The sequence below is a fragment of the Neptunicella sp. genome, from assembly GCF_048268085.1.
GTDB lineage: Bacteria > Pseudomonadota > Gammaproteobacteria > Enterobacterales > Alteromonadaceae > Neptunicella.
Map to the genome: position 1 here is coordinate 14198 of NZ_JBLWWF010000024.1, position 19950 is coordinate 34147.

A 19950-nucleotide genomic window follows, 5' to 3' on the forward strand; every position below is an offset into this window, starting at 1 on the left:
AGCTTATAACGTTTTTATCCGATGGTTAACTCATTTTTGCTAACCAACTCAATGGAGCTACTTTTAAGATAAAACGCATCCATGCCCAGGGCCAAACGGGCACAAATGCGCTGGCTTTTTCAGACTCAATGGCTTTTAGCATAGCTTGGCAACCAGTTACCGTATCGACCATAAACGGCACTTTTTTGACTTTTTCATTGATTTCACTACTTATAAAACCAGGATGCAGGGTGGTTACTTTTATTGGGGTTCCCAATAAATCGACCCGCATACCTTCACTTAATGACGATAAAGCGGCTTTGCTGGCGGCATACACCGTGAGTGCACGACGAAATCCCCGGATAGCACTAAACGACGAAATAGTCACTAAATGGCCATGACGTTGTTTACGGAAAATTTCCAACGCGGCTTCACATTGCGCCAGTGCCGAGACGAAGTTCGTTGTTGCGGTTTGTTTATTCGCCTCAAAATAACCGGTACCAACGGATGCTCCTTTGCCCATACCGGCATTAACGATAATTCGATCCAACTGCCCAAGCTCAGCTTCAAATTCGCGAAATACGGTAAACACCCGATCATGATCATTCACATCCAGTGCTTTAATCAGCACCGTGATACTGGGGTACGCTTTTTTTAACTCTTGCTGTAATTCTTGCAGGTTTTCAACACGTCTGGCGCATAAGGCTAAATTACGTCCTTTAGCTGCAAATTGACGAGCCATTTCTCGCCCTAATCCCGAACTGGCACCCGTAATTAAAATGTTTTTTCTACTCATTATTTTCTCTTCTATTTATAGCTAATGAGATGCTGATATTCGCCTTCAAACAAGCTATGTTCATTTAGACTGGATAACACTAAGCCGTTACGACTGACAAATAACTTAGTCACACCACCATTATTCAGGGTCCAATTTAGACGTAACATATTTTTTGGTGCGATACCCAGTAACTGCTGGCTGACCAAACTAATCGGCCCTCCGGATGTAAATACCAAAACCCGTTTTTTACCTTGTGCAGCAACCAGTGTATTAGCCAAAGCAAGCTTTATCCGCGCCACAAACTGAGGCCAACTTTCGCTGTAATCACTATCATGCTCACCACTCATCCAACGACGGATAGCACCATCAAATTCTTGCTGGAAAGCCAATTCGGGATGGGCAAATTCGGCAAGATATGTGCTGATTTGTTCTGAGGAAGCAAAATGGGGATTATGTTTAAGCAATATTTCTTGATGGTTGTATTCACGCCATTGAGTATCTTCTGTTGTCTCAATATTTAATTGGACAAACTCAGCCATACAATGCTGCATGGTCTGAATATGCCGTTGCATTCCACCATGAATCACTTTATCAACACTGGCCAAACGTTGCTGTAACCCTTCTCCCAAGCGTTTAGCTTGCTTTATTCCTAGTGGAGATAACTGGTCATATTCATCCGCACCAAACGATGCCTGTCCATGACGGATAAGGTAAATACTGGTCATTATGCAAGACCTTTACTGGATGCCCGAATCACTTTTCGACAACGCCACATCAAATAATGGACGTACAACCAAAAATGCTTAAATGCCGGATTGCGGGTTTGTTTGTGGTGATAGCGATAATATATTTGTTGGGCAATCGCTGCCAACCGAAATAAGCCGTACACTTCATAAAAAGCAAAGTCAGCTACATCAACGTCCATTTTATCGCAGTAATAGGCGATAATCTGTTTACGAGTCAGCATGCCTTTTACATGCGTTGGCTGACGGCGCGTGGCCTGCGCCATGAAATCATCGTCCGCTTCTACCCAATAGGCCAAACTATTGCCCAAATCCATCAGCGGATCGCCGAGTGTCGCCAACTCCCAATCCAGTACCCCGATAATTTGAGTGGGATCATCAACATCCAGCACTAAATTATCCAAACGGAAATCATTATGGGTCAGACAAATACGCTCTTTATCTGGCATATTTTCCTGCAACCAGCGGATGACTTTTTTACCTTTGGGCACATTCCAGCTGCGGGCCTTCTGGTAACGCTCGCACCAGCCGTCAATCTGTCGTTTGGTATATCCTTTTCCCTTCGCTAAATGTTGCAAGTCTGCCGCTACAATATCTACCTGATGTAACTCAATTAATGCGTCAAGCGCGTTGGTGCAGAGCTGTTTAGCGTCGTCCGAACTGAGTTTCAGTCCTACGGGGAAATTACGCCGAGGCACGATGCCGTCGAGCTTTTTCATCACATAAAATTCGGTCCCAATGATGTTGGTATCTTCGCAATAGGCCAGCATGGTGGGAACATAAGGAAAAACAGGCTTTAATGCGTGCTGTAAACGAAATTCACGCCCCATATCATGCGCGCCTTTAGCTTTGGTTCCCGCCGGGGCACGACGTAAAATTAATTGTTGATTGTCAAAGGTTAAACAATAGGTCCAGTTAGAGGCACCACCAGAATATTGGTTAACCTGCACGTCACCCTGCAAATCATCAATATGCTGATGCAACCATGGGATAAGAGTCTCTAGCGGTAGCTCTTCACCACTGCGTATTTGACCGGCTTTATCTAATAATTCAGTCATCGTTTCATCATTCGGCGGGTTTGTTTAAGCATATAATTCAAATACACCTTTTGCGGTAAAAGCCGTTTTAGCATAAATGCCATACGACCTATTTTATCAGGAGTAACTAAAAACGTCCGTTTTTCAATCGCACTAAAAATATGGTGCGCCACATGCTCCGCCGTCAGTGAAGAACGATTTAAATATTTATTGACTGCCGCATGCATTTCAGGTTCCGCGGTTTGCAACGATTCCGCCAAATTGGTTTTGAAAAACGTTGGACACACTACCGTCACACCAATATTGTCTCGAGCCAGTTCCAGTCGCATAGTTTCGGAAAATGCCACCACTGCAGACTTAACCGCATTATAACTGGCCATGCGCGGTATCGGCGTCAATCCCGCTTGAGAGGCAATATTGACAAAATACCCCCTGCCCTGCTGACGAAATATAGGGGCAAATTTTTTACTTACCCGCACCATGCCTAACAGGTTCACATCCAGCACTGTTTGCCATTGTTCAATACTTTCAGTATCAAGCAGACCGGCGCTGGCAATCCCGGCATTGTTGACCACAATATCGATGCCCTGCCACAACTGCAGAATATGTTGCGCGGCCGCGTCGACATCGTTCTGCTGAGTAATATCACACTGCACAAAGCTGCCCGTTCCGCCCGCGTTTTCAATCTCTTTGACGGTTTGTTGACCACGCTCAACATGCACATCACCAATACACACACTGGCACCTTGAGCTGCCCATTTTAATGCCAGCGTTCGACCTAACCCTGATGCGCCACCGGTGATAAATACGCGTAAACTCATGGACGTTCCTTATGTTGATATTTAGCCAACTCCAATCGGGATACCATAGCCTTATGCACTTCATCTGGCCCGTCAGCCAAACGCAATGCCCGGGCCATCGCCATAAAGCGAGATAAAGGCAAGTCATTACACATTCCTGCTCCTCCATGAAGTTGAATCGCCATATCGACAACTTGTTCGAGCATATTGGGTACCACCACTTTAATCGCGGATATTTCGGTCATGGCATTTTTAACCCCCACATGATCAATTTTCCAAGCCGCTGACAAGGTTAATAAACGTGCCTGATCAATAGCGATACGGGCATCGGCAATCCGCTCCAGATTACCGCCTAGCTGTAATAACGGTTTGCCAAAAGCCACTCGTTCAGTGCCACGCTTGATCGCCAGTTGAAGGGATTTTTCTGCCGCCCCAATGGCACGCATGCAATGATGAATGCGCCCCGGACCCAAGCGCCCTTGTGCAATGGCAAACCCTTTGCCCATCCCCATAATTAGATTACTTTTGGGGACTCGTACATTATCAAAATGCACTTCACCATGACCATAAGGGGCATCATATTCGCCATAGGCGGTTAACATGCGTTGCACATTCACCCCCGCTGTATCTAGCGGCACTAATACCATGCTGTGCTGACTGTGACGCTCATTGTCGGGATTGGACAAGCCCATAAAAATACCGACTTTGGCATTGGGGTGTCCCAGTCCGGTTGACCACCACTTACGACCATTAAGCACCAGGTTGTCACCATCTTCAATAATCGTGGCCTGCATGTTAGTGGCGTCAGATGAGGCAACCTGTGGCTCAGTCATAAAGAATACGGAACGGATCTCACCCGCCAACAGTGGCGTTAGCCATTGTTGTTTTTGCGATTCGCTTCCAAAGTGATAGAGCACTTCCATATTACCGGTATCCGGCGCATTACAATTGAATATTTCCGGTGCAATCAAGCTTTGCCCCATTCGTTCAGCCAAGGGGGCATAATCAAGACAACTTAATCCCTGTCCTAATTGGTTATCCGGTAAAAACAGATTCCACAATCCGGCTCGCTTGGCTTTGTTTTTAAGATCTTCGCTTTGTGGACAGACTTGCCATTCACGCCAGTCAAGACGTTCGTTGCGAGCATGATGTTGGATAATGTCCTGTTCGACAGGCTCCACTTGCGTGGTCATAAAGGTATTTAATTGACCAAGATAATCCTGACTTTTATCACTAGGTTGGAAATTCACTGGCTTTCGCTCCAATTAAAATGGAATTAAGTTCAGCTTATACCTCTTCTAAATATGAATAAAATGAATTATTTTACTAACACTAAATGAATACAATTCACAATATGACCGACTCAAAATCCCTGCAACAACTGGATCTTAATTTACTTAAGGTATTTGAATGTTTGTACCGCGAACAGAATATGACTCGCTGTGCCGTGCAATTGCATCTCACCCCATCAGCGGTGAGTCATGCCATTAAACGCTTGCGCGCTGCCTTGCAAGATGACTTGTTTGTACGCAGCGGCAGTAAGATGTTACCGACCCCAGCCTGTACGAGCATGGCACCGGCATTACTGGACAATTTAGCTCGATTAAGACAAATCTTGCAGCAGTTCGGACACTTTGAGCCTTGCCACAGTACCCAGCATTTTCGAATTGGCCTTCACTATGCCCAAGAAGCGTTAATACTTCCCTTATTAATCACACAACTTAACCAACAGGCTCCTTATGTCAGCCTTTCCAGCGTACATATCAACCGTCATGCGCTTGAACAAGAACTCGGTGCGGGGCATCTGGATGCAATTATCGATGTGGCCTTACCGATAAAATCACCGGTTTTACATAAAAAACTCATGACTGATCACTTTGCAATTTTGCTCAACCAGCAACATCCTTGGGCCAATAATATGAGCAAGCAACATTATCTCGATGCCAAACATATTACCGTGTCGAATCGCCCTAGCGGCATGGTAATTGAAGATATTGGTTTATCACAGTTAGGCGTTAATCGCACGATCGCTTTGCGTTGCCAACACTACGCCACCGCGCGGGATATTGCTCGGCAATCTGAATTACTATTGACACTACCAGCCCGATTAGCCAAAGATTTAACGCTGTCCGGATTGCGCCAACTCCACTTACCTTACCCGCTAGCACCAATGGATATTCACTTATATTGGCACCAACACACCGAACACGATCCGGCCCAGATATGGTTTCGCCAGCAGATCAGTAACGTCATCGCGTTACTGGATTAGTTGTCCTTGTGGCGAATAGACGGTCTTACCGGTTTCACTGCCGGTCTGGAATAACTTCGTTTTACGCCTTGCGAAGACTGTATCGTACGAGCATGATCCGGCATCCTCTCGACTTTATTGGGTCTTACCACGCTCACTTCACGATTAACAGTCGCTTGGCCCGATTTAGCCTGTTGTGCTTCGGTAATCCTGGGACGCACCGGCTCAGGCAATTCCCGTTGCGCTCGATAGGATTTTAGCTCCGGTGTTGGTCCTTCAACTTTGCGAATAGGCTGTTGATTATTATCACGATTCCATTTTTGTGATGGCTGGCGCATTAAGTCATGCTGGTCGCCTGAACGTTGAGCCTGTTTAACCACATTATGCTGATTCAGACGCACCGAAGGATTAGCTTTTAGCGAATCATTCCGATGATCCCTAAGCTGTTTTTGCACACTTTGGGCTCTAATCGCCGCCTGTTGATGCTCACCCCGAATCGGTTGAGGCCCTGTTACTTGGCGGTTAACCATATGTCCGCTATCACGATTGACAGTCGCATGCCGCGCACCACCGTACTCAGCGGAACGTATCACTTTGTTATTCATATAACGGGCATTGCGACGATGATCCCGATTATGTTGCCAGCGTTGATACTCTTTTGTTCTCACCCGCTGGTGGCGATCAATCGGATAAGGATGATGACGGTATTCATAATTCACCACGACCTGACGGCGGTGCCATTGAAAGCCACCAAAATAAAAACTGGGGCGGATCACTACCCGTGGTCCCCAATAAAATCCGGCATAACTCACATAATGCACCGGGGTATGCCAATACAGGGGAGGATAGGCATCCCACCACCAGTTTCCATACACCACTCGAGTATCGTAATAAGGTACATAAACCACTTCTTTTTGCACCGTTTCAATTACAATCTCATCTTGATCCTGCTCAACTTCAATGTACTCGTTATTGGCTAATGAACCTTGCTCATAAGCTTTGTGACGCAGGTTTTGCAGGGTGGATAACACCTGTTCTTCATTGGCTAAAAAGGCATCGCCCAAATCTTGCAACCAGTTCAAGTCATCACTGAGCTTATTCAATAAATCAGTGAAGGGGGTTAACGCTTTAACACTGGGATCCCAATCTTTGGCTTCTGCGGCATCCAAGGTTTGCTGTTCGGTTAGATCCTTGTTGCTATTACGCCAACGGGCAGCCTGAACCACCTCCAGCGGGTAAGTCGAGGCCACCAGAATATGTGACAACAAGGTATCAGGATACAATGCAATCGGTGCCAGCATTTGATCCAATTCGGCCTGATTTAGCTCCACTTTTTGCTGTTCGCTACTTTCCACCGTGACTACCGTGTCAGCCGCCTGCACAGCGGATAAGGGCAACCCAGTTAGTAACGCCAAAGGAGTCATATACCCTGCAATTAATGTCTGTAACTTGTTCATAACCGCATCCTGTTTGACGAGTTCACCCAGATATAAAGGCAAAACTCTGTAATGTAAGCATAGTTATAAAGTGACCAGACTTAACCCTGGCTGAACTGAACCTGATCGTTGTCTCGTATTGGTTGGCGGTATACTAGGGGAGAGATTGGCGACAGAGTGTTCCATCGCCGGTCGTTATTTAATTAAAACAGCTGCCAATTGAACACTGGCAACCGTTAGCTAATGGATTAATCCATGGTTGCAAAACGATAAATCATTTTATGCTGGTAGATTTCACCCGGTTGCAAAATCGCATTAGGAAAGGCGGGCTGATTCGGCGCATCAGGAAAAGCTTGTGGCTCAAGACATAAGCCACTGTAGGGCGCAAAGCGACCATCCAGATAATTACCACTATAAAACTGCATCCCGGGCTGATTGGAATACACTTCCAATACACGGCCTGACACAGGTTCTAGTACGGTGGCGGCAGGAGTCTGCATACTTTGACAGGCTTTATCCAACGCAAAGTTATGATCGTAACCTTTGGCTATCACTTGCTGGGGATGCTGTTGTTTAAGTCCGCTAGCGACGGTTTTGGGCTGACGAAAATCAAACGCATTATTGCTTACCGGCAACAACTCACCGGTTGGAATACCCTGAGCATTAGTCGGGACAATAGCATCTGCGTTAATTTGTACTTGATGCTGACCAATATCACCGTGACCGGCCAGATTAAAATAGGGATGCTGGGTAAAACTAATTGGTGTAGCCTGATCACATTGTGCCTGAAAATTCATGACTAACTGATTTTCATCGGTTAACAGATATTCCAGTCTAATATCCATGTTACCCGGATAGCCTTCATCACCATCTGCACTGTGACCGGTAAAAATCAACCCTTGTCCATTATCAATAATAAAGCTGTCGACATCCCACAACTTACGATGAAAACCGCGTTCACCACCATGTAGATGATTGGGTGCCTGATTGCAGGTTAACTGATAATGTTTTCCTGCCAGACTAAACTGGCCGTTAGCGATTCGGTTAGCAAAACGCCCTACCACAATGCCCATATAAAACGGATCGTCCAGATAACTTTGTACATCATCATAGCCAAGCAAAATATTGGTCAACTCGCCATGACGGTCCGCCAGCTGGATACTGCTCATGGTCGCCCCCAAACTCAACATGGTTAAACTGCTACCTTGTAAATTTGTGATCTGATACTCGGAGACAGGTTGCCCCTCAATATCACCGATATGACGTTTAATGATTGCCACTATTTTGCCCGAAGTAATTGAAATTTATTGAATATTATCATCCTGTCCTATACTCAATCTAGAGGTTGTTTAACGCGTAGGAGAATAACTAATGACTAATTTAGACAACTTAATTGCCTTTTTCGGTTGGTGTACGATGATCAACGCCGTTATCTTATTGTTTATTACCATCGTAATGCTCAGCTTTGGACCATTAATCAGTAAAATACAGAGCAAAATGTTTAACCTGCGTACCGACGCGCTAAACACTATTTATATGCAGTACTTGGCCAATTACAAACTCGCAATACTCGTTTTAAACCTGGTGCCTTATATCGCGTTAAAGATTATTAATGCATGAAAACTAATCCGGATTAACCAACACCGCCAGTGCACCATATAAACCGGATATATCATCGAGTTTTGGACGGACAATCACCTCGTCGAATGCCACCGGACTACACAAATAACCCGCTAAACTTTGCTCAGTCAGTCGCCGGATATTCTCTACCAAACCGGCTTTAGCCATCACGCCTCCACCCAAAATAATCTTGTGCGGGCTCAAGGTTAATAACAGGTTATGGCACAAATGCGCAGTGGCTTGTGCTGTCACTTGCCAAGCCTGATGGGAATCGGACAATTGCTCTGCTGGTGCTCCCCAAATTTTAGCCATTGCACTGCCAGCAGCAAAACCTTCCACGCAACTGTCATGAAAAGGACAGGCACATTCTATCCCGTAAGGATTGGGTATTTGTAAATGTCCTATTTCCGGGTGTACCAAACCGTGTAAAGGTTGGCCGTTAATCACCACTCCCCCACCAATTCCGGTGCCAACGGTGATATACACTGCCACTTCTGCCCCTTGGGCTGCCCCCCATAATGCTTCTGCCAAAGCGGCAGCATTAACATCGGTTTCTAACACCACCTGACAACCTAACCGGTCTTCAAGCATGGATTTTATCGGAGTATTTGACCAATCCGGTTTGGGCGTTTGCGTGATACTGCCAAAGTGATGTGACGAAGGATTAAGATCGAGTGGACCAAAACAGGCCAGCCCCAACTGGGAAAAGGCATATCCTGCTTTGCGCTGGGTATCGAAATATTGCACCACTGCCTGTAATGTTTCCTCCGGCGTGGTTGTGGTGATCCGCTGCTGGGTTAGAATATTTTTTTCGCCATCCATGAGGGCACAATTAAACTTGGTACCCCCCGCTTCAATAACCGCATAAACCTCAGTCATTGTTGCGGATCGACCTGATGATTTCGGTAGTCGATACCCCGTCTTCAAAATTAAGTACTAATACTTCTCCGCCGTTGGCCCATACCTGTTTGCTGCCAGCAATGTCTTCAGCTTGATAATCACCACCTTTGACCAACACGTCGGGCAGAATTTCACTGATCACTCGTTCCGGGGTTTCTTCGCTAAAACTGAATACCCAATCGACCGACGCTAATCCCGCCAACACGGACATACGACGCTGGATGCCATTAACCGGACGTCCGGGTCCCTTGAGCGCTTTAACCGATTCATCGCTATTGACCGCAACAATCAAGCGATCCCCCAACTTGCAGGCATTTTCCAGATATGACACATGGCCTGCATGCAAAATATCAAAACAGCCATTGGTCATAACCACTTTTTCGCCGCGCAACTTGGCTGCATTAACCGCAATTTTAAGTTGCTGCTCTGTCATCACGCCACGACCAATTTCAGATTCTGACGCCACCGCTATCGCTAATTCATTAACGCTCACTGTCGAGGTGCCCAATTTACCTACCACCACTCCGGCAGCAGCATTGGCTATGGCGCAGGCATCAGGCCAACTGGCTCCGGCAGCTTTCGCTGTCGCCAAGGTCGCGATCACCGTATCACCGGCACCGGTTACGTCATAGACCTCTTTAGCTTTAGCCGGTAAATGCAGTTCTTGTGCATCGGGCCGAATAAAAGTCATCCCTTTTTCGGAACGTGTCACCAACATCGCCTCAAATTGATATTTGACCGTCATGGCCTGTGCATTGGCAACCAATTGTTGTTCTGAATCAAAAGGCTCTGCAACTAAGGTAAATTCGGCCATATTCGGGGTAAGTAAGGAAGCCCCACGATACTTGGTAAAATCACTACCTTTAGGATCCACCACAACCGGAATATTTTTATCCCGCGCCAGCTGAATCAACTGTTGCACATGGCTTAAGCACCCTTTGGCATAATCGGACAAAATCACCACATCAATATCCGTTAATTGCTGGGCAAACGCTTGTTGTAACGGCGTTTTATCCAGATCGGCAAAACTTTGTTCGAAATCCAGTCTAATCAACTGTTGATTGCGACTTAATACCCGCAGTTTGGTAATAGTGTCGTAGCCTGATTGGCGAATAAAATCACAATTAATACCCAGCGCTGTTAATTGGGTGCGCAGAGTTTCAGCGGCACTATCATCTCCGGTCATGCCTAACAAAGTCACATTGGCCCCTAACGCGGCCACGTTTAACGCGACATTCGCTGCGCCGCCAGGACGCTCTTCACTGCTTTCAATTTTAACTACGGGTACTGGTGCTTCCGGAGAAATACGACCCGTTGGCCCTAACCAATAGCGATCAAGCATAATATCGCCAACGACTAATACATTAGCCTGTGAAAAATCAGGAAGTTGCATAATGACCTATTTGATCCAGAGGTGAATATTCAGCGCTCAGTGTAACAAAGAACCTTTCTTGGCGTGAAGCAGTTATGTTTCGCACACCTCATGTGTTTGGGTATAATAGCCGCAAATTTATTGTCTGGATTTTGCCTTGCACATTGTAAAACCTGTTTTTCAGTGGTCGTTTTTAGCGCCTAAATATTGGCTTACCTGGCTGGCCGTGTTTTTTTTATATCTGATTTCATGGCTCCCCTATCGCTTGCAGCTGGTGTTGGGCAAAGGGTTAGGTAATCTGTTAGGTAAGCTGTTGAAAAGTCGTCGTCACGTTGCCGAACGCAATTTGCAATTATGTTTGCCCGATATGCCAGAGCAACAACGGCAAAACATTTTGCATAAATCGATGCAAAATGCCGGTATCGCCTTACTTGAATCAGGTATGGGATGGTGGTGGCCTGATTGGCGGATTAGGAAACACTGCACAGTGGAAGGCTATGAACATGTGCAGGCTATACTGGATAAAGGTAAAGGTGTGTTTGCTTTAGCAATTCACAATATGAATCTGGAAATAAACTGTCGTGGCATGGGTATGACCCATCCAGCAGTGGTGTTTTACCGCCGTCACAACAATCCGTTGATGGAATATTTTCAATATCATGGTCGTGCCCGTTCCAATAAGTTAATGATCCATAAAAAAGGGGTCGCAGAAATGATTTCATCGCTGGATAACGGTGATCTGTGCATCTATTTACCCGATCAGGATTATGGCCCTAAACGCTGTGAGTTTGTGCCTTATTTTGCAGTACCTGACACAGCCACCACCACAGGTACGATGATATTTGCGGAAAAGGCCAATTGTGAAACGGTGTTTTTGTTACCCTTGCGCACTGAACAGGGATATGTGATTAAATTTTTACCCGGACTGGAGAACTTCCCTTCCGGGGACGATAAACAAGATGTGGCCAGAATCAATCGTAAGATTGAAGAAATGATAATGGTCGCTCCCGAACAATATCTATGGATGCATAAACGATTTAAAACCCGTCCCAAAGACAATAAGCAACCATTATATTAATATGTCCTACAGCAGTAATTAGGCGGAAACATGAGTACATCATCCGAATTTAAATTTTGGGCAAAACATATTGGTCTCGCCGTGGCATTAATTGCCATTGCAGTATTGGTCCTGATTATTCATCAATACAATAGTAATAAACCCGTGGCCGAAGGGCAGACCAAGTCCCGGGATCCAGCCCAAAATATGAGTCGGGTTTATTCTCAACACAGAATGTCATCTATCGAACCCATTAAAGAAGATAAAGGTGACTTTGTATTAGATGTAAACACACCGGACAAACCCATTCAGGATCGGTTAAAACGGATGGAAAGCCTGCTTAAACCGGTGTCCGGACGCTGGGTTGGAGAACATAAATATCGGACCTTCAAAGCCGGTAGTACCCTGCGCGAAGCCATCACCGATTATGCCCAAAAAGAAGGGATGCAAGTGTTATGGGAACTGGATCAGGACTTTATCATTAAAAATCACTTTCAGATGGAAGACACTATCGTTGGCTCGTTATTTAAAATCAGCCAGGCCATCGATGCGAGCTTCGATGGCAAAGTATTGGCGTACTTCTGTCCCAAACAACGAACCTTAGTGATTACCGAAACCGATACACCCTATTTAAGCAAAAATTGCTCTGTGGCTCGAGGTTAGACACCGTTGAGCCTAGCTCGATGTTGATCCGTGATCATCACCGCTTTTACGCATATACACCGACTCAGCCAGATACTTGTTCCAAATCTGGCTAACTGACTGACGTAATTGATCAAAGCGCCCGGAATGTTCGACTATTTGTTTATTCTGCAGGGCCAGATGATGACCTAAATTGCGATATTCCAAGTAAGCATCTATCAATTGTTGGGCTTCTTCCGGTTCCACTAAGCCCACTTCAATAAGGCCTTCAATAATGCGGACATTATCTGGCCAGCGAATTAGTCCGCTATGCTGATGACTGTAGGCCAACACCATATACTGCACAAAAAATTCAATATCCGCGATCCCGCCTTCATCCTGTTTTAAATCAAAGCTGTCTTGCTTGCTTTTGGATAAATGGCGACGCATCTTTTCGCGCATTTCAACCACGGCCGTCGTCAGGTCGGTGAGATCTCGTGGTCTGGATAATATCTCATGGCGAATATTAGCCAGTTTGATTGCTAAATCCGTTTCGCCAAATATAAAGCGACTGCGCACTAAAGCCTGATGTTCCCAGGTCCACGCTTCTTCCCGTTGATATTGGGCAAAACTATCTACATGGCACACCAACATGCCCGAGTTCCCCGATGGACGTAAGCGTAAATCCACTTCATATAATTCTCCGGAGGCGGTTTTGGTGGCAAACAAATGCATGATCCGCTGAGCCAAGCGAATATAAAACTGTCTGGATTCAATGGGTTTAACGCCATCGGTTAATTCATTACCGGGGCAGTTTTGCACAAAGACTAAATCCAGATCGGACCCGTAACCCAGTTCAATGCCGCCTAGTTTACCGTAGCCAAGCACCGCAAAATTGCGTTGTTCTGCCGAGGCTCCTTGAGGTAAACCGTGTTTTTCGACCATTTGCTCCCAGGCCAACAACACCGTCTGATTAATAATGGCCTCAGCCAAATAGGTCAGATGATCACTGACCTTCATCACCGGCAAGGCTCCGGTCACGTCGGCCGCCGCAATTTTTAGCTGTTGAGTAAGCTTAAACTGCCGCAAGGTTTCCATCTGCAATTCGAGATCGTCCGGTGAAATACGCAACATAAACTGACGTAGTTCATCCGGATAAGCCCGTAAGTCAGTGGTTTGATACAAACTGGCCGGATTAAGTAATTCGTCCAATAACAATGGAAAACGACTCAGCTGTTCTGCAATCCACGGGCTGGCATTACACAAGCGAATGAGCTGCTGCATGGCACCCGGATTTTCTACCAACAGCTCCAGATAAGCAGTGCGTCGACAGATGGACTTAATCACTTGAAATAACCGTTGCAATAACTGGCTATAATCCTCCGTTTTGGTGTGTAACGCGGTATGTAAAATCGCTGGCATCAATTTATCTAATGATTCTCGCCCTCGCTGTCCAATCGGACGATGCTGCATTTCCTCACGAAAATCAGCATAAAAAGGCCAGAAAGCCTGAATATCCTCTTCAGATAAACAATCTTGCAAGATAGGCATGGCTTCTTGCATATCCAAAGACAACGTCCATAAGTCAGCCAACTCCATCCATTCGGGTTGTTCCTGATGCTGTGCTTCTTCACCAATTAACAATTTAAATTGCTGGCTTATCAGCTGCATTTTTTCATTTAGATGGGTTAAAAAGTCCTCGTAATGGTTAAACCCCATCACATGAGCCAGGCGCGTCTGCTCTAAATGCTCACTAGGCAATTGCTGGGTTTGCTGATCGGCAAACTGTTGTAACGATTGCTCAACCTTACGCAGAAACAGGTAACATTGGCGTATTTGAATGACGTCTTCTTTGGGCAGTAAATCCGCGTCTTGCAATGCCTGCAACGTTTTTAATAAAGACTGTTGTTGCAAAGCAGGAATACGCCCGCCGCGGATCAATTGCAGGCTCTGCACCACAAATTCCACCTCACGAATACCGCCCTGCCCCAACTTAATATTGCCATGCAACCCACGTCGACGAACTTCCTGACTGATCAGGCGTTTCATTTTTCGCAATGCTTCAATAGCACCAAAGTCAATATATCGGCGGTAAACGAATGGCTGCAATATATGCATTAACTCGTCGCTATACGGACCATCAGGATTAATCACCCGGCCTTTAACCATTGCATAACGTTCCCAATCCCGTCCCTGATCCTGATAATAATCTTCAAACGCGGCAAAATGACTGACCAAAGCGCCACTGTCACCATATGGACGCAAGCGCATATCCACTCGAAATACTTGCCCATCGACGGTAATTTGATGCAACGCGCCAATCAATTTTTGAGCTAGCTTAATAAAGAATTGCTGGTGCTCGGTGCTGCGCTTGCCGTTATCAATTTCACCATTTTCGGGATAGACAAAAATCAGATCGATGTCGGAGGAAAAATTCAGTTCATTACCGCCTAGTTTGCCCATGCCCATAATTAACATTGGCTGCTGACCAAACTCACCTTGCGGAAAGCCTAATTTTTGCCCCTGTTGCTGATATAACCAATGATAAGCTTGGCTAATCAGAGCATTGGCCAAATCGGAAACCTGTTCAAGTGATGATTCAATGGTTTGTTTATTGAGTAAGTCACGCCACCCAATATGCACCATGTAAGTACGTCTAAATTGACGTAAAACCTGATGAAAGTCAGCTTCATGGTTAACATCGGCCAATCGCTCGGACAATAACGCAGCATAATCAAAATAATGTTGCTGCAACTGCCCAGCAGATAACATCAATTCAACAATAGTCAGATCGGCCAAACAAGCATCGGCGATAAAATCACTTAAGGCAAAAATAGCTTTAAGATCATCCCGGTACTGATTTAGCCAATCTGCTTGCGGGTATTTATCCAGTAATTTTTGCCACGCCGATTCGGCGGTTTGCTCCATTACATCAGGCAACATTAACAACAACTCCAAAGCGTTCCATTGATTAAATATCAGGCCTCATTAGTAACACAAAAATTCTAATATCATGTTTTACTTAACCTTCAGGATAGAGATTAAACTAATTGTTCCTGTAATCAGAGCCAATTTTTGCTCACGGCTCAACTTTTTCACGGCCATTTCAGCTTTAGTTGCCTCACTGCGATTGCCCACTTCAATGCAATAAACTTGCTGTAACGGCCCTTTGCCTTTTAATGCTTTAGCCGCTTTATTGCCACCCGTTTGATGCTCTTGAAAGCGTCGTACCGGATCGGTGCTAATTCCGGTATATAACTGGCCTAATCGATTTTTAATAATATATAAGTGCCAAATGCTCACTTAACTGCCTTAATTTAATTGAAAAAATACATCATAACGGAATTTGATTAAGCCATTACAGATAGATGAAATATATCCACAATTACTGCGAAACCTCGAAAAAAATGCGAGAATCCGTTCTATACCGATCCTGTATTCTGCTAAGGAAACAACATGCAAACAATGAAAACCCGCGCAGCCGTTGCTTGGGAAGCTGGCAAACCATTATCAATTGAAGAAGTGGATCTACAGTTACCGCAAAAAGGGGAAGTACTGGTCAAGATCATCGCCACGGGTGTGTGTCATACCGATGCGTTTACCCTGTCTGGCGAAGATCCTGAAGGCATTTTTCCGGCAATTTTAGGCCATGAAGGCGCGGGCATCGTATTACAAGTAGGTGAAGGTGTTACGTCCGTTGAAGTGGGCGATCACGTTATTCCGCTATACACCCCGGAATGCGGCGAATGTAAATTTTGTTTATCGGGTAAAACCAATTTATGTCAGGCGATTAGAACCACTCAAGGCAAAGGTTTAATGCCCGATGGCACCAGCCGTTTCAGCAAAAATGGCCAGCCTATTTTTCATTATATGGGCACCTCAACATTTGCCGAACATACCGTGGTGCCAGAAATCGCGCTGGCAAAAATCCCCAAAGAAGCGCCACTGGAAAAAGTCTGTTTGTTAGGTTGTGGTGTCACCACCGGAATGGGAGCCGTCACCAATGCCGCTAACGTACAAGAAGGCGACACCGTTGCGGTTTTCGGATTGGGTGGAATTGGTTTATCGGTGTTAATTGGCGCGGTAATGGCCAAAGCTGGCCGTATTATTGCCATTGATGTCAATGAAGATAAGTTCGAGATAGCCAGGCAACTGGGTGCCACCGATGTGGTTAACCCAAAAGATTATGATAAATCCATTCAGGAGGTCATTGTGGATATGACCGACGGTGGTGTCGATTATTCCTTTGAATGTATCGGTAACGTCAATGTAATGCGCTCAGCACTGGAATGTTGCCACAAAGGTTGGGGCGAATCGGTGATTATCGGTGTGGCTGGCGCCGGACAAGAAATTTCTACTCGCCCATTTCAATTGGTTACCGGACGAGTATGGCGCGGCACCGCCTTTGGTGGTGTAAAAGGTCGTAGCCAGTTACCGGATTACGTGCAGCGTTATTTGAATGGCGAATTTGAGCTGGATACCTTTATTACCCATACCATGGAACTGGATGAGATTAACCAGGCATTCGACTTGATGCATGAAGGTAAATCAATCCGCAGCGTTGTCCATTTTTAAGTTGACGCCAGATTAAGGAATGCGCATGAACCAGCTTGAACAACTTTCCTCCAGTAAGTTATTTGGTGGATGGCAAAACCAGTATCAGCATCAATCCAGTTCACTCAACTGTACCATGCGTTTTTCAGTGTACTTGCCACCTCAGGCCAAGACTGATCAGCGGCTACCGGTACTTTACTGGTTATCGGGCTTAACTTGCACCGATGAAAATTTTGTCACCAAAGCAGGCGCCCAACGCGTCGCCGCGGAATTGGGACTAGTATTGGTCATTCCAGATACCAGTCCTCGCGGTGATGATGTACCTGATAATGACGCTTACGATTTAGGTAAAGGGGCCGGATTTTATCTCAATGCAACTCAACCGCCATGGAATAGCCATTATCATATGTATGACTATATCGTGACGGAATTACCGGCCTTGATTGCGGCAAATTTTAATGTCCGTGACAAAGCGGCGATTGCGGGTCATTCAATGGGCGGGCACGGGGCGCTGGTGATTGCGTTAGCCAATCAGCAAAAATACACGTCGGTTTCGGCTTTCGCACCAATTGTTAACCCAATGGCGTGCCCTTGGGGACAAAAAGCCTTTAGCCACTATTTGGGTGAGGACAAAAGTCAATGGCAGCAATACGATGCTTGTCATTTATTGCAGCAACAGGGCGGCATTTTGAAAATGCCGATGAAAATAGACCAAGGGTTGGCGGATAACTTTTTAGACTCACAATCTTTAACTCGGCCACTGCAAGCCCTGTGTGATAAGACTCAATATCCAGCGGATTTCGGCTATCACGAGGACTATGATCATAGCTATTTCTTTATTAGCAGCTTTATTGAAGCGCATCTGCGTTTTCATTATCAACATTTAAAATAGCCATTGTTTTTTTGGCAAAAAATATTCGCCCGTTGACAACAAACGGGTAGAATATTTGCCCTGACGTTAACAACGAACGACGTCATTCTAAAATAATAAAAATGAAACAGGCGCAACAATGGCACAACTGTACTTCTATTACTCGGCAATGAATGCCGGCAAGTCGACTTCGTTATTACAATCAGCCTATAACTATCGGGAACGGGGTATGCGAACAGCTTTGTTTACCGCTGCATTGGATGATCGTTTTGGCAAAGGCGTGGTCGCCTCCCGAATTGGCCTAAAATCCGAGGCCTATTTATTTCAGCAAGACAGTGATTTATTGACTCAAATTACCGCATTGCATAAACAATCGGCACTGGATTGTGTATTTATTGACGAAGCCCAGTTTTTAACCAAGCAACAAGTCAAACAACTTACTGACGTGGTAGACATACTGAATATTCCGGTACTCGCCTACGGTTTGCGCACCGACTTTGCTGGTGAAACCTTTGAAGGCAGCCACTATTTACTTGCGTGGTCGGATAAAATGATTGAGCTCAAAACCGTTTGTCACTGCGGACGCAAAGCCAGTTTTGTGGTGCGAATGGATGCGCAAGGAAACCCAATCAAGGAAGGGGAACAAGTCGATGTAGGTGGTAATGACAAATATGTATCTATGTGTCGTTGCCATTTTAAACAACTCGTCTGGTAATCAACCTGACCGGTGTTGTTCTATTTACTTAATTCCCTTAATTTATATAAAGAAAAATTTGATGAAATCACTTTTGATAACAATAACAATCATATTCAGCCTAATCGTAAGCACTGGTTTATCGGCTGCGGCAACCGAATTACCCAAGCAACTTAATATCAGCTACGTGCAACACCGGGCGGTAATGAATGTATACCAACCCTTGATCGCCAAAGCCTATGAAAAGCTGGGAATAAAAGTTCACTTCACTAAAGTCGATATTGAGCGTTCTTTAGCCTTACTCAATAATGGCGAATTGGATGGGGATGTACTGCGAGCGGGTATTGTCACGTCCAAAAACTCTAATTTGATTGCCGTCGAACCATCCCTGAATCAAATGGAAGTGGTACTTTATTGTCGCTATTCTCTGCCCTGCAACAAAGAGGCAATGCAATCCACCCACTATATTTTGGGCTTGGTCGGGAGTTTGAAGCAACACCATCAATTTTTACATGATGCCAAGATTCGAATCACCAGTTTTGTGGACTACCAGCAAATGAAACAGCTTTTTGAACTAGGCCGACTGGATTACATGATTAATATCAATGATTTAAATACGCCCTATAATCATGCCATCAAGATTTCACACAAAAGCCTGAAATTATTTCAACTCAATGGTTATCATCTTATCCATAAGAAATGGGCCTCTATACTGCCCCAACTAAGCCAGGCAATTATTGAAGCCAAGCAAGAAATATTAAGTACCCAGACTTTACCCTCATCACCCCAGCAAATTGGTATGGAAAATGGCCAAAAACAAAGCACAATTTGAAATCCTTAGCTACGGTATCCATTCAAAATGGGATGCCGAAAGCAAGGCGCTGCCCAAAATTCGCCAATTTACCACCGAAATACCCGCCCAAATCGATATTGAATTTGGTTTTGTCATTAACATCAAAAAAGCCAAAGGCAGTAAGGTACGCTACTGTATTTATCATCCTGATATTCCCGATGAGGATGGCATTCCCATGGCGCCATTTGATGGCGAAGAATACATTCGTAGCAACGATTGGGATTTTTATCTGGGGGATACCATTTGGCCACCAATACAGAATAAGCTCGGTGACTGGCGCATGACCCTTGAACTGGATGGCAATATTATTGCCGACAAGACCTTTGAAGTCGTTGCTGATGATCATCCGGAAGACGCTGATTTTTGGAAACAACGGGGATTCTAAGC

At 45.3% G+C, this 19950-nt stretch carries 20 protein-coding genes; 9 read left to right on the forward strand and 11 right to left on the reverse strand.

From position 1 onward, the window contains the following. Positions 1-25: 25 nt before the first annotated feature. From ACTD55_RS16645 to ACTD55_RS16665, 5 genes are read right to left on the reverse strand one after another with little or no spacing between them, the layout of a single operon-like run. Positions 26-775 carry an SDR family oxidoreductase gene (locus ACTD55_RS16645; RefSeq protein ID WP_438865456.1) on the reverse strand — a complete coding sequence of 250 codons (750 nt, stop codon included), beginning with the start codon at positions 773-775 and terminating at the stop codon, positions 26-28. Positions 776-786: 11 nt separating this feature from the next. Beyond that, positions 787-1482: a histidine phosphatase family protein gene (locus ACTD55_RS16650; RefSeq protein ID WP_438865457.1), complete on the reverse strand. Its 696-nt coding sequence runs from the start codon at positions 1480-1482 to the stop codon at positions 787-789. Then, the gene (locus tag ACTD55_RS16655; RefSeq protein WP_438865458.1) at positions 1482-2558 is read right to left on the reverse strand and encodes a phosphotransferase family protein; all 1077 of its coding nucleotides are present in this window, start codon (positions 2556-2558) and stop codon (positions 1482-1484) included. The genes ACTD55_RS16650 and ACTD55_RS16655 overlap by 1 nt, the downstream gene beginning before the upstream one ends. After that, positions 2555-3358 carry an SDR family oxidoreductase gene (locus ACTD55_RS16660; RefSeq protein WP_438865459.1) on the reverse strand — a complete coding sequence of 268 codons (804 nt, stop codon included), beginning with the start codon at positions 3356-3358 and terminating at the stop codon, positions 2555-2557. The genes ACTD55_RS16655 and ACTD55_RS16660 overlap by 4 nt, the downstream gene beginning before the upstream one ends. Further along, positions 3355-4587 carry an acyl-CoA dehydrogenase family protein gene (locus tag ACTD55_RS16665; protein ID WP_438865460.1) on the reverse strand — a complete coding sequence of 411 codons (1233 nt, stop codon included), beginning with the start codon at positions 4585-4587 and terminating at the stop codon, positions 3355-3357. The genes ACTD55_RS16660 and ACTD55_RS16665 overlap by 4 nt, the downstream gene beginning before the upstream one ends. A 104-nt stretch (positions 4588-4691) precedes the next feature. Between ACTD55_RS16665 and ACTD55_RS16670 the strand changes: the two genes are divergently transcribed. Beyond that, positions 4692-5606, forward strand: a complete 915-nt coding sequence (locus ACTD55_RS16670; protein ID WP_438865461.1) for a LysR family transcriptional regulator — start codon at positions 4692-4694, stop codon at positions 5604-5606. On the opposite strand, the gene ACTD55_RS16675 is transcribed toward ACTD55_RS16670, so the two are convergent. Both ACTD55_RS16675 and ACTD55_RS16680 read right to left on the reverse strand, forming a co-directional pair. Next, the gene (locus tag ACTD55_RS16675; protein WP_438865462.1) at positions 5603-7042 is read right to left on the reverse strand and encodes a DUF3300 domain-containing protein; all 1440 of its coding nucleotides are present in this window, start codon (positions 7040-7042) and stop codon (positions 5603-5605) included. The genes ACTD55_RS16670 and ACTD55_RS16675 overlap by 4 nt on opposite strands. Positions 7043-7269: 227 nt before the next feature. After that, positions 7270-8301 carry an aldose epimerase family protein gene (locus tag ACTD55_RS16680; RefSeq protein WP_438865463.1) on the reverse strand — a complete coding sequence of 344 codons (1032 nt, stop codon included), beginning with the start codon at positions 8299-8301 and terminating at the stop codon, positions 7270-7272. A gap of 91 nt (positions 8302-8392) precedes the next feature. On the opposite strand from ACTD55_RS16680, the gene ACTD55_RS16685 reads away from it, so the two are divergent. Then, complete coding sequence (locus ACTD55_RS16685; RefSeq protein WP_438865464.1) at positions 8393-8641, forward strand: DUF6868 family protein; 249 nt, start codon at positions 8393-8395, stop codon at positions 8639-8641. Positions 8642-8644: 3 nt separating this feature from the next. Here the strand turns inward: ACTD55_RS16685 and ACTD55_RS16690 are convergent, their stop codons facing one another. Both ACTD55_RS16690 and hldE read right to left on the reverse strand, forming a co-directional pair. Continuing rightward, positions 8645-9520 carry an ROK family protein gene (locus ACTD55_RS16690; RefSeq protein ID WP_438865465.1) on the reverse strand — a complete coding sequence of 292 codons (876 nt, stop codon included), beginning with the start codon at positions 9518-9520 and terminating at the stop codon, positions 8645-8647. Continuing rightward, positions 9513-10934, reverse strand: coding sequence for a bifunctional D-glycero-beta-D-manno-heptose-7-phosphate kinase/D-glycero-beta-D-manno-heptose 1-phosphate adenylyltransferase HldE (hldE, locus tag ACTD55_RS16695; RefSeq protein ID WP_438865466.1), 1422 nt, complete (start codon positions 10932-10934; stop codon positions 9513-9515). Before hldE ends, ACTD55_RS16690 begins: the two co-directional genes overlap by 8 nt. Positions 10935-11070: 136 nt before the next feature. On the opposite strand from hldE, the gene lpxL reads away from it, so the two are divergent. Both lpxL and ACTD55_RS16705 read left to right on the forward strand, forming a co-directional pair. Further along, the gene (gene lpxL / locus ACTD55_RS16700) at positions 11071-11991 is read left to right on the forward strand and encodes an LpxL/LpxP family Kdo(2)-lipid IV(A) lauroyl/palmitoleoyl acyltransferase (protein ID WP_438865467.1); all 921 of its coding nucleotides are present in this window, start codon (positions 11071-11073) and stop codon (positions 11989-11991) included. Positions 11992-12021: 30 nt separating this feature from the next. Then, entirely contained in the window at positions 12022-12633 is a 612-nt protein-coding gene (locus ACTD55_RS16705) for a TcpQ domain-containing protein (RefSeq protein WP_438865468.1), read from the forward strand. A gap of 12 nt (positions 12634-12645) precedes the next feature. Here the strand turns inward: ACTD55_RS16705 and glnE are convergent, their stop codons facing one another. Both glnE and ACTD55_RS16715 read right to left on the reverse strand, forming a co-directional pair. After that, positions 12646-15534 (reverse strand): bifunctional [glutamate--ammonia ligase]-adenylyl-L-tyrosine phosphorylase/[glutamate--ammonia-ligase] adenylyltransferase, encoded by a 2889-nt coding sequence (gene glnE / locus ACTD55_RS16710; protein WP_438865469.1) that lies wholly within the window; start codon positions 15532-15534, stop codon positions 12646-12648. A 75-nt stretch (positions 15535-15609) separates the two neighbouring features. Beyond that, positions 15610-15894 (reverse strand): GIY-YIG nuclease family protein, encoded by a 285-nt coding sequence (locus ACTD55_RS16715; RefSeq protein WP_438865470.1) that lies wholly within the window; start codon positions 15892-15894, stop codon positions 15610-15612. A 153-nt stretch (positions 15895-16047) separates the two neighbouring features. Between ACTD55_RS16715 and ACTD55_RS16720 the strand changes: the two genes are divergently transcribed. The 5 genes from ACTD55_RS16720 to ACTD55_RS16740 all read left to right on the forward strand — a co-directional run bounded on the left by ACTD55_RS16720 (position 16048) and on the right by ACTD55_RS16740 (position 19948). After that, a complete protein-coding gene (locus ACTD55_RS16720; protein ID WP_438865471.1) occupies positions 16048-17166 on the forward strand; it encodes an S-(hydroxymethyl)glutathione dehydrogenase/class III alcohol dehydrogenase in 1119 nt (372 codons plus the stop codon). 25 nt (positions 17167-17191) lie between these two features. After that, positions 17192-18037, forward strand: a complete 846-nt coding sequence (fghA, locus tag ACTD55_RS16725) for an S-formylglutathione hydrolase (RefSeq protein ID WP_438865472.1) — start codon at positions 17192-17194, stop codon at positions 18035-18037. Positions 18038-18155: 118 nt separating this feature from the next. Further along, the gene (locus ACTD55_RS16730) at positions 18156-18731 is read left to right on the forward strand and encodes a thymidine kinase (protein WP_438865473.1); all 576 of its coding nucleotides are present in this window, start codon (positions 18156-18158) and stop codon (positions 18729-18731) included. Between the two features lie 61 nt (positions 18732-18792). After that, positions 18793-19542: a hypothetical protein gene (locus ACTD55_RS16735; protein WP_438865474.1), complete on the forward strand. Its 750-nt coding sequence runs from the start codon at positions 18793-18795 to the stop codon at positions 19540-19542. Beyond that, positions 19517-19948 (forward strand): DUF3859 domain-containing protein, encoded by a 432-nt coding sequence (locus ACTD55_RS16740; protein ID WP_438865475.1) that lies wholly within the window; start codon positions 19517-19519, stop codon positions 19946-19948. Before ACTD55_RS16735 ends, ACTD55_RS16740 begins: the two co-directional genes overlap by 26 nt. Positions 19949-19950 lie beyond the last annotated feature (2 nt).

Bases quoted from the DNA above. Each gene is read 5' to 3' on its own strand.
- ACTD55_RS16720 (WP_438865471.1), top strand. From the start codon at position 16,048: ATGCAAACAATGAAAACCCGCGCAGCCGTTGCTTGGGAAGCTGGCAAA.
- ACTD55_RS16650 (WP_438865457.1), bottom strand. From the start codon at position 1,482: ATGACCAGTATTTACCTTATCCGTCATGGACAGGCATCGTTTGGTGCG.
- ACTD55_RS16660 (WP_438865459.1), bottom strand. From the start codon at position 3,358: ATGAGTTTACGCGTATTTATCACCGGTGGCGCATCAGGGTTAGGTCGA.
- ACTD55_RS16675 (WP_438865462.1), bottom strand. From the start codon at position 7,042: ATGAACAAGTTACAGACATTAATTGCAGGGTATATGACTCCTTTGGCG.
- ACTD55_RS16740 (WP_438865475.1), top strand. From the start codon at position 19,517: ATGGCCAAAAACAAAGCACAATTTGAAATCCTTAGCTACGGTATCCAT.
- ACTD55_RS16690 (WP_438865465.1), bottom strand. From the start codon at position 9,520: ATGACTGAGGTTTATGCGGTTATTGAAGCGGGGGGTACCAAGTTTAAT.
- ACTD55_RS16705 (WP_438865468.1), top strand. From the start codon at position 12,022: ATGAGTACATCATCCGAATTTAAATTTTGGGCAAAACATATTGGTCTC.
- fghA (WP_438865472.1), top strand. From the start codon at position 17,192: ATGAACCAGCTTGAACAACTTTCCTCCAGTAAGTTATTTGGTGGATGG.
- ACTD55_RS16735 (WP_438865474.1), top strand. From the start codon at position 18,793: ATGAAATCACTTTTGATAACAATAACAATCATATTCAGCCTAATCGTA.
- ACTD55_RS16730 (WP_438865473.1), top strand. From the start codon at position 18,156: ATGGCACAACTGTACTTCTATTACTCGGCAATGAATGCCGGCAAGTCG.
- glnE (WP_438865469.1), bottom strand. From the start codon at position 15,534: ATGTTGCCTGATGTAATGGAGCAAACCGCCGAATCGGCGTGGCAAAAA.
- hldE (WP_438865466.1), bottom strand. From the start codon at position 10,934: ATGCAACTTCCTGATTTTTCACAGGCTAATGTATTAGTCGTTGGCGAT.
- ACTD55_RS16685 (WP_438865464.1), top strand. From the start codon at position 8,393: ATGACTAATTTAGACAACTTAATTGCCTTTTTCGGTTGGTGTACGATG.
- ACTD55_RS16655 (WP_438865458.1), bottom strand. From the start codon at position 2,558: ATGACTGAATTATTAGATAAAGCCGGTCAAATACGCAGTGGTGAAGAG.
- ACTD55_RS16670 (WP_438865461.1), top strand. From the start codon at position 4,692: ATGACCGACTCAAAATCCCTGCAACAACTGGATCTTAATTTACTTAAG.
- ACTD55_RS16645 (WP_438865456.1), bottom strand. From the start codon at position 775: ATGAGTAGAAAAAACATTTTAATTACGGGTGCCAGTTCGGGATTAGGG.